The organism is Enterobacter sp. RHBSTW-00318 (assembly GCF_014101375.1).
GTDB lineage: Bacteria > Pseudomonadota > Gammaproteobacteria > Enterobacterales > Enterobacteriaceae > Enterobacter > Enterobacter ludwigii.
The window spans coordinates 3,667,418-3,681,204 of sequence record NZ_JABXQH010000001.1; the positions used below are offsets into that span (position 1 = coordinate 3,667,418).

Below are 13,787 nucleotides of genomic sequence, written 5' to 3' on the forward strand. Positions count from 1 at the left end.
TTTATGCCCGCCAGAAAAAGCGTGAGCACAGGATCAGTACCGGATAAATTTCCAGACGCCCCATAATCATCGCCGCACACATCAACAGCTTGGCCTCGTCTTTTAGCGTTCCGAAGGTTGACGCCGTTTCGCCGAACCCCAGCCCCATATTGTTAATACAGGCCGCAACGGTGGCAAATGACGTGAACAGATCGTATCCCAGCAGGTTCAGCGCCCAGACGAAAAAGCCCGTTATCATCACGTAGAGAAAAAAGAAGCTCCACACCGAGCGCAGAACGCGTTCATTCACGACGCTTTTGCCGACCTTAATACTCAGCAGCGCGCGCGGATGCGCAAGTTGATTCATCTCCTGAATACACTGCTTAAACATGATGAGAAAACGCAGCGCTTTGATCCCGCCGCAGGTAGAGCCGACGCAGCCGCCAAAAAAGCTGGCGCTCAACAGCAGGAAAATGGTGTGGGGAGGCCAGTGAGCGTAATCGGCCGTCGAAAGACCGTTGTCGGTCATCATGGAGCTGGCCAGAAAGAAGGCATGTACCAGGCTGTCGGTACCGTTGTACATCCCCGCGTGCCACACCTGCCAGGCGGTGATGGCGATAATGACGGTGGCGGCACCGAGAAAGAATTTCACCTCCGGGCTGCGCCGAATCGGTTTCAGCGTGCGGCGCGCGATGACGACATACCAGAGGGTAAAGTTAAACGCGGAAAGCAGTGAAAAAGCCCCGGCGACAAGCTCAATCGCGTGGCTGTCGTAAAACCCGATGCTCTCACTTCGGGTTGAAAACCCACCCAAGGAGACGGTGGAAAGCCCGTGACAGACGGCGTCAAAAAAGGGCATGCCCGCCAGCCAGTACGCCAGCGTGCAGACCAGTCCCAGCGCCAGATAGGTTACCCACAGCGTACGCGCGGTATCGGCGAGTCGGGGCGTCAGGCGTTCCTCCTTAAACGGCCCAGGCATTTCCGACTGATACAGCTTCATGCCACCGATACCGAGCAGCGGCAGGACCGCGACGGCCAGTACGATGACCCCTAATCCGCCAATGAAATTGAGCTGAGCGCGGTAATAAAGGTACGACTTCGGCAGGGCACTGACGTCTCCAATCACCGTCGCCCCGGTGGTGGTGATCCCTGAGACCCCTTCAAAGAGCGCATCGGAAAAGGAGAGTTGCAGACCGTCATCCATCCATAACGGCATGGCGCTAATCAATGAAAACAGCAGCCAGAACAGAACGATAATCACGAAACCGTCACGGGTGCGCAGCTGTATACCGGAATGACGTGTTGCCCGCCAGGTGAGTCCGCCAAGGGTGAAAAAGGTCAAAAAGGTGGTTAAAAAAGCAAAGTAGGTTCGCTCTTTATTCAGCAGGGCGATAACCATCGGCGGCAGCATGGACAGGCTGTACAGAAGAACCAGAAAACCGCAGAGGTGAAGCACAACCCGCAGCTGGGACACATGTAACGAATCGTTGAACTTCACAAAGAAACTCCGTGCCAGAATGCATCCCGGTAACTGATTACCGCAAGATATAGTGGATATTATGATCCAAAATTAACAGTGCGCTGTATTTTAACGGCTTCCTGGATTTTCTGTTTACTTCTTGCATCCTTTTCTTCAAATCCGGCGGACTAACAGCGTATAATCCCGCTCCTTTTGTCTATTTTTTCTTCGGAAGCACTATGAGCGCAATTTCCCTGATCCAGCCGGATCGTGACCTCTTCTCCTGGCCCCAGTACTGGGCGGCCTGCTTTGGACCGGCGCCGTTCCTGCCGATGTCCCGGGAAGAGATGGACCAACTGGGCTGGGACAGCTGCGATATCATTCTGGTGACGGGCGATGCCTATGTCGACCACCCGAGCTTTGGCATGGCTATCTGTGGCCGTATGCTTGAAGCGCAGGGCTTCCGTGTGGGGATCATCGCCCAGCCTGACTGGAACAGCAAAGACGACTTTATGCGTCTGGGGAAACCCAACCTGTTCTTCGGCGTGACCGCAGGCAACATGGACTCGATGATCAACCGCTATACCGCCGACCGTAAGCTGCGTCATGACGATGCCTACACGCCGGATAACGTCGCGGGTAAACGTCCTGACCGCGCGACGCTGGTCTACACCCAACGCTGCAAAGAAGCCTGGAAAGACGTGCCGGTTATCCTGGGCGGCATCGAGGCGAGTTTGCGCCGTACCGCGCACTACGACTACTGGTCAGACACCGTGCGCCGTTCGGTGCTGGTGGATTCCAAAGCCGATATGCTGATTTACGGTAACGGTGAACGTCCGCTGGTGGAAGTGGCGCACCGTCTCTCACAGGGTGAGCCGGTGAGCAGCATCCGCGACGTGCGCAACACGGCGATCATGGTGAAAGAGGCGCTGCCGGGCTGGAGCGGGGTGGATTCCCGTATCATTGATATGCCGGGTAAAATCGACCCGATCCCGCACCCGTACGGCGACGATCTGCCGTGTGCGGATAACAAGCCGGTAGAGCCAAAGAAAGCCGAAACGAAAGCTATCGTTGTTCAGCCACCGCGCCCGAAACCGTGGGAAAAAACCTACGTGCTGCTGCCTTCCTTTGAGAAGGTCAAAGCCGATAAAGTGCTCTACGCGCATGCGTCCCGTATTCTGCACCACGAAACCAACCCGGGCTGCGCGCGTGCGCTGATGCAAAAGCACGGCGAGCGCTTTATCTGGATCAACCCGCCGGCAATCCCGCTTTCCACCGAAGAGATGGACAGCGTCTTCGCGCTGCCGTACAAACGCGTGCCGCATCCGGCATACGGCGAGAGCCGAATCCCGGCGTATGAAATGATCCGTTTCTCAATAAACATCATGCGCGGCTGCTTCGGCGGCTGCTCCTTCTGTTCCATTACCGAGCATGAAGGGCGCATTATTCAGAGTCGCTCCGAAGATTCGATCATCAATGAGATCGAAGCCATTCGCGATACCGTGCCTGGCTTCACCGGGGTGATCTCCGATCTGGGCGGCCCGACTGCGAACATGTACATGCTGCGCTGTAAGTCACCGCGCGCGGAACAGACCTGCCGTCGTCTGTCGTGCGTGTACCCGGATATCTGTCAGCACATGGATACCAACCATGAACCGACGATCAACCTTTATCGTCGTGCACGTGACCTGAAAGGGATCAAGAAGATCCTGATCGCTTCCGGGGTGCGTTACGATATTGCCGTGGAAGATCCGCGCTACATCAAAGAGCTGGCGACGCATCACGTGGGTGGCTACCTGAAAATTGCCCCTGAGCATACCGAAGAAGGCCCGCTGTCCAAGATGATGAAGCCGGGTATGGGCAGCTACGATCGCTTTAAAGAGCTGTTTGACACCTACTCGAAGCAGGCGGGTAAAGAGCAGTATCTGATCCCATACTTCATCTCCGCGCACCCTGGCACGCGCGATGAGGACATGGTGAACCTGGCGCTGTGGCTGAAACAGCGTCGCTTCCGTCTGGATCAGGTGCAGAACTTCTATCCATCACCGCTCGCGAACTCAACGACCATGTATTACACCGGCAAGAACCCGCTGGGTAAAATTGGCTATAAGAGTGAAGATGTGGTGGTGCCGAAAGGGGATAAACAGCGCCGTCTGCATAAAGCACTGCTGCGCTACCACGATCCGGCTAACTGGCCGCTGATCCGTCAGGCGCTGGAAGATATGGGTAAAAAGCATCTGATCGGTTCGCGCCGCGACTGCCTGGTGCCTGCGCCTACGCTTGACGAGATGCGTGAAGCGCGCCGCCAGAACCGCCATACGCGCCCGGCATTGACCAAGCACACGCCGATTGTGCATCAGCGTTCAAACGGTAACGCTACTGCGAAGAAACCCGTGAAACGTAAAGCGTAAAAAATAAAAACCCCGGCGAGCCGGGGTTTTTTTATTCACCCGCCAAACTGATCGGGATCAGGGCCTAAACGCTTGCCCTTGTCCAGCTTCGCAATTTCACTCAGTTCATCTTTATCCAGGCGGAAATCCCAGACGTCGAAATTCTCAGCGATACGCGATGGCGTGACCGATTTCGGGATCACCACCAGGCCGTTATCCAGATGCCAGCGAATAACGATTTGCGCCGGCGTCTTGCCGTATTTATCCGCGAGATCGCGAATAATTTTCTGGTCGAACACCCCTTCACCGCCCTGTGCCAGCGGGCTCCAGGACTCGGTCTGGATCTTGTGCGTGGCGTTCCAGGCGTGAAGCTGACGCTGCTGCATCAGCGGGTGCAGCTCAATCTGGTTGATAACCGGCGCGACGCCCGTCTCGTCAATCAGGCGCTGCAGGTGGTGAACCTGGAAATTACACACGCCGATGCTTTTCACCAGCCCTGCCTGCTGTAGCTCAATTATCCCTTTCCAGGCGTCAACATAGTGATCGATAGCCGGGACTGGCCAGTGCATCAGATAGAGATCGACGAAATCGAGCTGGAGTTTGTCCAGACTCTCCTGCAAGGCTTCGCGGGGGCGTTTTTGATCGTCGTTCCACAGTTTGGTGGTAATGAAAAGGTCGTCGCGGGACATGCCAGCGCTGGCCAGTGCCTTACCCACGCCGTCCTCATTTTTGTACGCGGCGGCGGTATCAATCGACCGATAGCCGACTTCCAGTGCTTTATGAATGGCGGAGACGACCTCGTCGTTACCGGCTTTCCATACACCTAGCCCCAGTTGGGGCATCACGTTGCCATCCTGCAGCTTGATTACGGTTTGGTTTGCCATTTTTCCTCCTTCAGGTGCTCATCGTCGGAGGGAACCCCCGACGATGTGATGTGCATTAAGTCTGGACGAAATGTCAAAAAACGAAAGGCGGGATGTCAAAAACGCTTAGCGTGCCGCTTCGTAGATACGACGGCTCACTTCCAGCGTAATGTCGCCGTGCTCACCCAACTGGGTCATACCGTGTTCTTCAAGTTTCGCCAGCAGGGCAGGGATGGAGCTGCCATCCAGACCATAGCCGGACAGACGCGTTGGCACGCCCAGACCTTCAAAGAAGCTGCGGGTTGCTTCGATAGCCGCGTCGATACGCGCATCGTCAGAACCTTCGGTGATGTTCCACACGCGCTCAGCATACTGCAGCAGTTTGGCGCGTTTGGTATCACGTTTTTCGTTCCACAGTGCAGGCAGGACGACGGCCAGCGTTTGCGCGTGATCCAGACCGTGCATGGCCGTCAGTTCGTGGCCCAGCATATGGGTTGCCCAGTCCTGCGGCACATCGGCACCGATCAGACCGTTCAGCGCCTGGGTTGCCGCCCACATCACGTTGGCGCGCACATCGTAGTTTTCCGGCTCTTTCAGCGCTTTCGGGCCGTCTTCAATCAGCGTCAGCAGAATGCCTTCCGCGAAGCGATCCTGAATTTTGGCATCTACCGGGTAGGTAACGTACTGCTCAACGGTGTGCACAAACGCATCGACCACACCGTTCGCGACCTGACGTGCAGGCAGGGTGTAGGTGTAAACCGGATCGAGGATGGCGAATACAGGCTGAACGTGATCGTTCATAAAGGCCTGCTTATCACCCGTGGTTTTACGGGAGATAACGGCACCTTTGTTGGATTCAGAACCGGTCGCGGGCAGGGTCAGCACGGAACCCATTGGGATCGCGCTTTTGATATCGCTGCCGCGGGTTTCCAGAATGTGCCACGGGTCAATACCGTCCGCGTAGTGCGCCGCAGCGGCGATGAATTTGGTGCCGTCCAGGACGGAGCCGCCGCCGACTGCCAGCAGGAAGGTGACTTTTTCATCACGGGCGATTTTGACCGCGTTCATCAGTGTTTCATAAGACGGGTTAGGCTCGATACCGCCGAACTCACGCACGTCCAGACCTTCCAGCGCGCTGTAAACCTGATCCAGTACGCCGGTTTTTTTCACGCTGCCGCCACCGTAGGTGATCAGTACGCGGGCGTCAGCAGGGATCTGTGCGCGCAGGTCGGCGATAGCGCCTTTACCAAACAGAATGCGGGTTGGGGTGTGGAGATTAAAATTATTCATTGCTCGTTCCCTTATGTGGGTGAAAAACCGTGGTGGCGCTGAAGGCTACCTGATGCTGCACATTGTGGCCGTCCGGGGCTATCCTCTCAATGCACATTCCTGCCGATGTCTTGCCCATTTCTACAGAGCGCTGGAGAAAACACGGTAAACTGCGCACACTGTTAACGTCGGAAACCGTAGCCGGAGTAACGTAAAATGAACCGTGAAGCGATCTGCCTTCAGCTTACTGCGCAGATTAAAAGACTGATTGATAAAGAAAATGGCGTCGGTGACATGTTGCCTGACATTCGTCTTCTGTATGGGACGCAGCCAGGGACACGCACACCGGTCATGTACCAGCCGGGCATCGTTTTTCTCTTTTCAGGCCATAAAATTGGCTATATCAATGAGCGCGTGTTCCGGTATGACACCAATGAATATCTTCTGCTCACAGTACCTTTACCCTTTGAATGTGAAACTTTCGCGACAGAAGCGGTACCGCTGGCGGGCATTCGTTTAAATGTTGATATCCTACAGCTGCAGGAACTGCTGATGGAGATTGGCGAGGACGCATTGTTCCGGCCGTCGATGCCCGCGAGCGGGATTAACTCCGCGACGTTATCCGAGGAGATCCTCTGCGCCATTGAGCGTCTGCTCGACGTTATGGAACGGCCGCTGGATGCACGCATCCTGGGCAAACAGATTATCCGCGAAATTCTTTACCATGTGCTGCTGGGGCCGGGCGGTGGGGCATTACTCGCGCTGGTCAGCCGCCAGACGCACTTCAGCCTGATTAGCCGGGTGCTCAAGCGTATCGAAAGCCAGTACACGGAAAACCTGAGCGTTGACCAGCTGGCGGCGGAAGCAAACATGAGCGTCTCGGCGTTTCATCATAATTTTAAGTCGGTGACCAGCACCTCGCCGCTGCAGTATCTCAAAACCTATCGGCTGCATAAGGCTCGTATGCTGATGATCCACGACGGCATGAAGGCCAGCGCGGCGGCGATGCGGGTGGGCTATGAAAGTGCGTCGCAGTTTAGCCGGGAGTTTAAGCGTTACTTCGGCGTCACGCCGGGGGAAGATGCGTCGCGCATCAGAATGATGCAGGGGACCTGAGGGGAGAGCCCAGCCGGGTAAGCGTAACGTCACCCGGCTTTTTTATATCACGCGCTGCAGTATTTCTTCTTAATCACGACCGCAATCGTCCCGAGCAGTCCCGCGACCAGCAGGAAAAGCGGGAGGATCATCAGGAAGGTCATTACCTGGTCTTCGTGGTGTTTCACAAAGGGGATCATATTCAGCGCGTAGCCAAGCGTGGTCACCACGCCTACCCACAGCAGGGCGCTCAACCAGTTGAAGAACTGGAAGCGGCGGTTTGACAGCCCGGAAATGCCTGCCATGGTCGGCAGCAGCGTGCGAACAAACGCCAGAAAACGCCCGGCCAGCAGCGCCAGCAGACCGTGGCGGTCAAACATGCAGGTCGCACGTTGATGATATTTATGCGGTAACTGCGCCAGCCAGCCTTTCACGACGCGCGTATTGCCGAGCCAGCGGCCCTGCAGATAGCTCAGCCAGCAACCGAGGCTGGCAGCGGAGGTGAGTATGACCATCGTCGGCGTGAAGTCCATGACGCCTTTACCGATTAACGCCCCGGCCAGTAAAAGCAGGCTGTCACCGGGTAAAAATGAGGCTGGCAGTAATCCATTTTCCAGAAACAGGGTTGCGAACATCACGAAATAGACGATACCTACAACGTGAGGGTCCGCCAGCGCGGCAAAATCGTGTTGCCAGAGTGCCGCAATAATATCTTGAATAACAGCCATGGACTTTCCTGTGGAACAGCAGATGCAGATATAGCGCTATTGTACTCCCTAATTCGCCCGTGGGGTTTGATCGCGGGCGCAACTAATGCAGACTTTTCTGGTGGCAGTGTTCACAAAAGCGTCCAGGGAGTACATTTTCAGCATGCACTCTACACGATACGTTCAAACCCTGCCGCTAAATCCGCAATTAAATCGTCAACATCTTCTAAACCAATATGCAGTCGGATCAGCGTGCCGCTGAAATCCACTTCTCCACCGGGGCGCAGGGCCGCAATTTGCTCCGGCTGGTTAGGCAGGAGCAGGGATTCAAACCCGCCCCAGGAGTAAGCCATGCTGAAAAGGGTAAAATGATCCAGGTAGTTCGCCAGTTCGTCGTTACTGAGCCGTTTTTTAAGAACAAATGAGAACAACCCGCTACTGCCCGTAAAGTCACGTTGCCAGAATTCATGGCCTTTGCTGCCCGGAAGCGCCGGATGGTTAACGCGCTCGACCTGCGGGTGCCGGGCCAGCCATTCGGCCACCTTCAGACTGCTTTCATGGTGCTGACGCAGGCGTACCCCCAGCGTACGGATACCGCGGCTGGTCATGTAGGCCGTATCCGCATCCACCATCTGGCCCATCAGGTAGGCATTCTCCCGAAGTTGATCCCAGCAGCGCGCGTTCGATACGGCAGTACCGATCATGCCATCAGAGTGGCCAATCAGATATTTGGTCGCTGCCTGAATAGAGATATCAATGTCGAATTCCAGCGCCCTGAACAGCACGCCCGCCGCCCAGGTGTTGTCGATCATGATGATTGCCTCGGGGGCTTTGCTGCGCACTGCTTTCACAATAGCCGGGACGTCGTGCACTTCCATGGTGATAGAGCCTGGGGATTCCAGAAATACAATGCGCGTGTTCGGCTGAATAAGTTCAGCGATACCTTCGCCAATCAGCGGATCGAACCAGCCGGTGGTCACGCCGAGCTTGCTGAGGATTTTGGTGCAAAAATCCTGGCTTGGTTCATAAGCGGTATTGGTCATCAGGATATGGTCGCCCTGTTCCACAAACGCCAGAATGGTATTGGCGACTGCCGCCGCACCACAGGGGAACAGGGCGCAGCCCACGCCGCCTTCCATTTCGCACATGGCTTCCTGAAGTGAAAAATGGGTTAGCGTGCCACGACGGCCATAGAACAGCCCGCCTTTGGCGCGGTTGCGCGTGGCGATTTTTTTATCCTCGACGGTATCAAATACCAGTGAGGAGGCGCGTTGAATCACGCTGTTGACCGATCCCTGAGTGTATTTTTTGCTGCGTCCTGCCTGTACCAGCGTGGTATCAAGATGCTTCTTTATCATGTTCGCTAACCCTGTTTTTATACGTCTGGACGTCCAGACTACCACGATTGTAAAAATCTGCACCCGGGGGCTTATCGAATAAGCAGAAAATATTAGCAAAAATACGCATAAGAAATTTTTACTGCGTAAGCGCAAGGAAAGTGAACGAAAATTACGGCAGTATGTAAATACTAATGAGAACTACTATCAATTCGACGACGTTTTGATATTATTACGGTCAGATTTTGTGATTTGCGTCCTGGAGATACAGAGTGGGTAATAATTTGATGCAGACGGATCTCTCCGTCTGGGGCATGTATCATCATGCTGACATCGTGGTTAAGATTGTGATGATCGGCCTGGTTCTGGCGTCCGTGATCACCTGGGCTATCTTCTTCAGTAAGAGCGTCGAACTGCTGTCGCAGAAGCGTCGCCTCAAGCGGGAACAACAGCAACTGGCTGAAGCCCGCTCCCTGGATCAGGCCTTAGACATGACCTCATCCTTCCATGGAAAAAGCCTGACCACCCTGTTAGTCAACGAAGCACAGAACGAGCTGGAACTCTCCGCAGGCAGTGAAGATAACGAAGGCATTAAAGAACGTACCGGCTTCCGCCTGGAGCGTCGCGTTGCTGCCGTTGGCCGTCATATGGGCCGCGGTAACGGTTATCTGGCCACTATCGGGGCGATCTCACCGTTCATCGGTCTGTTCGGTACGGTCTGGGGCATCATGAACAGCTTTATCGGCATTGCGCAGACGCAGACCACCAACCTGGCGGTGGTTGCGCCAGGGATTGCCGAAGCGCTGCTGGCGACCGCAATCGGTCTGATCGCGGCCATTCCTGCGGTCGTCATCTATAACATCTTCGCGCGTATGATTGGCAACTATAAAGCCACGCTCGGTGACGTCGCCGCGCAGGTGCTGTTGCTGCAAAGCCGCGATCTTGACCTCAATGCCAGCTCCGTTAAACCGGTGCATGCGGCGTCTAAACTGCGCGTAGGTTGATTGTATGGCGATGCGTCTTAACGAAAATCTGGACGATAACGGCGAAATGCATGAAATCAACGTGACGCCGTTTATCGACGTCATGCTGGTTCTGCTGATTATCTTCATGGTGGCTGCGCCGCTGGCGACGGTCGATGTGAAGGTGAATCTGCCTGCCTCTTCCAGCCAGCCGCAGCCGCGTCCTGAGAAACCTGTCTATTTGTCGGTGAAAGCGGATAAATCGATGTTCCTCGGCAACGACCCGGTGACGGATCAGTCTGTTATCCCGGCGCTGGATCAGCTCACCGGCGGCAAGAAAGACACCACGGTCTTCTTCCGTGCGGATAAAACCGTCGATTACGAAACCATGATGAAGGTAATGGACACGCTGCATCAGGCGGGTTATCTCAAGATTGGGCTGGTCGGCGAAGAGAAAGCGGCCGCGAAATAACAAAGAAGCTGGCGAAAGCCGGCTTTTTTTATGCGTGTCGGGCGATCAGTTCTTTGTCTCAGTGGACGCAGGTGCAGGCGCGTGGGACGCCAGCGCGTCTTCATCAAGCGCAACGCAGGTGACGTTTGACGTGCGGTACTCGCCGTCAGACAGTTTGCGCGTCAGGCGCAGGGTGGCCACTTCTCTGGCGAGCAGATACTGATAATTGGCCTCCAGACGCCCGAGAAGCTTCTCTTTCAGCTCAGGCCGCTGTTCGATGAGGGTATTCATCACCGCGCCGTATATCTCTTCCTTCACCTGCAGAGGATAAATCTCGCGGCGATTATGCCATTTCAGGCGTACCAGCGTCGCCGGGATCGATACCAGGTCCTGAGTTATTCGCGTCATCTCGGCATTTTTTGTGTTTCGCAGTGCATCGAGATTTTGCTTTAAGATAAATTCATCACTTTTTTTGTTATCTAAAGCCAAATAAACGTCGTTATCTTTAATTTCTTTCACGTTACTCTTCCCCCAGGTTATAAAGAATAGGGTTATTGGTTTCACGCGTAATTAGATTAAGCCAAATTTCATTGCCGGCTTCGTTTATTTCTTTGGTTTTTTCCGCGATTATTTGACTTAGTTTCTGAGCATCTATTTCACCTTCGGCCTGCAGGTCATTCAGCAGGTGGACAAAGGCTTCTATTTTAACGGCGCGAAATAACCGGTCCTTTATATGACGGTCGTGCTCTTCCAGTAACATATTACGGGATTTACCGGTGCGAGAAACGCCTATTAATATGTCAGACTCGTAATCAGAGAGCTTTCTTTTCCCCTGAGTGAAATTAGCCTCTTTTTCTGCTTCCGTCGTTTGCTGTTCCACAGGCGCAATGTGGTACTTAGCCGGGACGAGGTAGTCGGGCAGCATTTTAATTTCCTTTAATTACAACAGGGTGGGGTTGGTAAAGGCGTGAGATTCGTTGACAATATCATGAGGCAATTTTAAAATCAAAAAAAATGGAGCCTACCCATGAACAGCATTTTTTTTACGGTCATCACATTACTATTACTGACCGCTGGTGTTCTTTTATTGATGCAGGAGTTCAATAAAACGCAAGTGTCGAAAGACGCCAGTGAACCTCCGCTACCTGAGCTGATGACAAAAGAGGAAGGTGAAGACCATTTCTCCGTATTGATGAACTCGGTTACACCGGTTTGGTACTGGCGGGTGAACCATGAATATATCGACTTTTTGCACGCGACAATTAAGCGAATGAAAATGTCGGAAATTAATGACACGCCTGGGTTGTTTGAAGCGCAGCGCCGCTGCAGCGACCTGAATTCCGCGGTGTATAAATATTATGACAATATCAAAAAGCGTTGCCTTAACGGTGAGAAGGTCTCCTGTTCCGATCTGGACGTATTAAACCTGCGCCAGTGTTTTCGTGAGTTCAGCCTGGAGGCGTATCCGGAACTGGTGGTGCTGGTCTGGCCGGAGTATGCGCGCCCGGACGTTAATCCTGACAATGTCTGAACGTACAACGAGTGAGTTGTTGCAAACAGTCAGCGCCGTTGAGATATACTGGGCGCTGGTTTCGTTTGCAGACAGGACTTTATGGAACGCTTCTTTGAAAACGCGATGTACGCCTCTCGCTGGATACTGGCACCCGTCTATTTTGGCCTTTCGCTGGCGCTGATTGCGCTGACGATTAAGTTTTTCCAGGAAATCTTGCATGTTCTGCCGAACATCTTTTCCATTGCCGAAGCAGATTTGATTCTGGTTCTGCTTTCGCTGGTGGATATGACGCTGGTGGGCGGATTACTGGTGATGGTGATGTTCTCCGGCTATGAGAACTTTGTCTCTCAGCTCGATATCGACGAGCGCAAAGAGAAGCTCAACTGGCTGGGCAAAATGGATGCCTCGTCGCTGAAGAATAAAGTGGCCGCGTCGATTGTGGCGATCTCATCTATCCACCTGTTACGCGTATTCATGGACGCCAAGAATGTCCCGGACAACAAACTGATGTGGTATGTGATTATCCATCTGACGTTTGTGCTGTCTGCGTTCGTGATGGGGTATCTGGATAAGATCAGTAAGAAGTAATTTCCCCCCCTCTTCCCAAGGGAGAGGGGGGCGTGAGCGCGACAGACCGCGCTATTTATCCGACGATGCCTGCCACAAATTCAATTCCCCATCCGCAACATGCTGGTCAATCCTTTTCAGCTCATCGTCGCTAAAGCGCAGGTTATTCAGGGCTTGCACGTTCTCTTCGATCTGCTCCGGACGGCTCGCACCAATCAGTACGGACGTCACGCGTTCATCCTTCAGCAGCCAGCTCAGCGCCATTTGCGCCATCGTCTGACCACGGGCCTGTGCCATCTCATTCAGTAAACGCAGGCTGTTCAGGTTGGCTTCAGTCAGCATGTTCTCCGACAGACCGCGCACCTTCTTGCCTTCACGCTGCATACGAGAATCTTCAGGAATACCGTTCAGGTATTTTCCGGTCAGCAGACCCTGCGCCAGCGGCGTAAACGCAATGCAACCCGCCCCGTTTTTCTCAAGCGTATCCAGCAGGCCGGTGTGATCGACCCAGCGGTTGAGCAGGTTGTAAGATGGCTGGTGGATAAGCAGCGGGATCTTCCACTCACGTAACAGGTCCGCCATTTTCTGGGTGCGCTCCGTGGAGTAGGAGGAGATACCGACATACAGCGCTTTACCGCTCTGCACAGCCTGGGCCAGCGCAGCGGCGGTCTCTTCCATCGGCGTATTTTCATCCACGCGGTGAGAATAGAAAATATCCACATACTCCAGCCCCATGCGCTTGAGGCTCTGATCGAGGCTGGCGAGCAGGTATTTGCGCGACCCGCCCGACCCATACGGCCCCGGCCACATGTCATAGCCTGCTTTGGTTGAGATGATCAGTTCATCGCGATACGCGGCAAAATCTTCCCGCAGCAGACGACCCATGTTTTCTTCCGCGCTTCCCGCCGGCGGGCCGTAGTTGTTGGCAAGATCGAAATGGGTAATGCCGAGGTCGAAGGCTTTATGCAACAGCGCCCGCTGAGAGTCGAGAGGCTGTACGTGGCCGAAACTATGCCACAGACCAAGCGACAGCGCCGGCAGGCGCAGGCCGCTTTTTCCGCAGTAGCGGTACTGCATATTTTCGTAGCGGGCGGGGTAAGGGTGCCAGGACATGATGTCTCCTTTCTTGTCGATGAATTTTCGAAACAACGTTTTCATTCTGTGCTTATCAAATCACAAATCCTGTTGATAAGCG

General features: G+C 54.3%; 14 protein-coding genes. 6 read left to right on the plus strand and 8 right to left on the minus strand.

All coding sequences use genetic code 11. The annotated features are described in order from the left end of the window. Position 1: 1 nt before the first annotated feature. Positions 2-1,477: a TrkH family potassium uptake protein gene (locus HV157_RS18170; RefSeq protein WP_014171619.1), complete on the minus strand. Its 1,476-nt coding sequence runs from the start codon at positions 1,475-1,477 to the stop codon at positions 2-4. Positions 1,478-1,677: 200 nt separating this feature from the next. Here HV157_RS18170 and HV157_RS18175 point away from each other — a divergent pair, with 200 nt between their 5' ends. After that, entirely contained in the window at positions 1,678-3,849 is a 2,172-nt protein-coding gene (locus HV157_RS18175) for a YgiQ family radical SAM protein (RefSeq protein WP_014171618.1), read from the plus strand. Between the two features lie 35 nt (positions 3,850-3,884). On the opposite strand, the gene dkgA is transcribed toward HV157_RS18175, so the two are convergent. Next, on the minus strand, positions 3,885-4,712 hold the full coding sequence (dkgA, locus tag HV157_RS18180) for a 2,5-didehydrogluconate reductase DkgA (protein ID WP_182268794.1): 828 nt from the start codon (positions 4,710-4,712) through the stop codon (positions 3,885-3,887). A 105-nt stretch (positions 4,713-4,817) separates the two neighbouring features. Then, a complete protein-coding gene (gene yqhD / locus HV157_RS18185) occupies positions 4,818-5,981 on the minus strand; it encodes an alcohol dehydrogenase (RefSeq protein ID WP_182378526.1) in 1,164 nt (387 codons plus the stop codon). Between the two features lie 195 nt (positions 5,982-6,176). Between yqhD and HV157_RS18190 the strand changes: the two genes are divergently transcribed. Continuing rightward, positions 6,177-7,076, plus strand: coding sequence for an AraC family transcriptional regulator (locus tag HV157_RS18190; protein ID WP_020883659.1), 900 nt, complete (start codon positions 6,177-6,179; stop codon positions 7,074-7,076). A gap of 47 nt (positions 7,077-7,123) precedes the next feature. On the opposite strand, the gene yghB is transcribed toward HV157_RS18190, so the two are convergent. Both yghB and metC read right to left on the minus strand, forming a co-directional pair. After that, positions 7,124-7,783: a DedA family general envelope maintenance protein YghB gene (yghB, locus tag HV157_RS18195; RefSeq protein WP_014171613.1), complete on the minus strand. Its 660-nt coding sequence runs from the start codon at positions 7,781-7,783 to the stop codon at positions 7,124-7,126. 149 nt (positions 7,784-7,932) lie between these two features. After that, positions 7,933-9,120: a cystathionine beta-lyase gene (metC, locus tag HV157_RS18200; protein WP_182268795.1), complete on the minus strand. Its 1,188-nt coding sequence runs from the start codon at positions 9,118-9,120 to the stop codon at positions 7,933-7,935. A gap of 251 nt (positions 9,121-9,371) precedes the next feature. On the opposite strand from metC, the gene exbB reads away from it, so the two are divergent. Both exbB and exbD read left to right on the plus strand, forming a co-directional pair. Next, positions 9,372-10,103, plus strand: a complete 732-nt coding sequence (gene exbB, locus HV157_RS18205) for a tol-pal system-associated acyl-CoA thioesterase (RefSeq protein WP_182268796.1) — start codon at positions 9,372-9,374, stop codon at positions 10,101-10,103. Between the two features lie 4 nt (positions 10,104-10,107). Beyond that, positions 10,108-10,533 (plus strand): TonB system transport protein ExbD, encoded by a 426-nt coding sequence (gene exbD / locus HV157_RS18210; RefSeq protein WP_014171610.1) that lies wholly within the window; start codon positions 10,108-10,110, stop codon positions 10,531-10,533. A 45-nt stretch (positions 10,534-10,578) separates the two neighbouring features. Here exbD and HV157_RS18215 read toward each other — a convergent pair whose 3' ends face one another. After that, positions 10,579-11,031 carry a hypothetical protein gene (locus HV157_RS18215; protein WP_020883661.1) on the minus strand — a complete coding sequence of 151 codons (453 nt, stop codon included), beginning with the start codon at positions 11,029-11,031 and terminating at the stop codon, positions 10,579-10,581. A gap of 1 nt (position 11,032) precedes the next feature. Then, a complete protein-coding gene (locus HV157_RS18220; protein WP_182268797.1) occupies positions 11,033-11,437 on the minus strand; it encodes a hypothetical protein in 405 nt (134 codons plus the stop codon). Between the two features lie 102 nt (positions 11,438-11,539). Between HV157_RS18220 and HV157_RS18225 the strand changes: the two genes are divergently transcribed. Together HV157_RS18225 and HV157_RS18230 are read left to right on the plus strand one after the other, a co-directional pair. Beyond that, positions 11,540-12,043, plus strand: coding sequence for a hypothetical protein (locus HV157_RS18225; RefSeq protein WP_020883663.1), 504 nt, complete (start codon positions 11,540-11,542; stop codon positions 12,041-12,043). Positions 12,044-12,124: 81 nt separating this feature from the next. After that, positions 12,125-12,613, plus strand: coding sequence for a TIGR00645 family protein (locus tag HV157_RS18230; protein ID WP_014171606.1), 489 nt, complete (start codon positions 12,125-12,127; stop codon positions 12,611-12,613). A gap of 51 nt (positions 12,614-12,664) precedes the next feature. Here HV157_RS18230 and HV157_RS18235 read toward each other — a convergent pair whose 3' ends face one another. Further along, positions 12,665-13,705, minus strand: coding sequence for an aldo/keto reductase (locus HV157_RS18235; RefSeq protein ID WP_182268798.1), 1,041 nt, complete (start codon positions 13,703-13,705; stop codon positions 12,665-12,667). Positions 13,706-13,787: the final 82 nt, after the last annotated feature.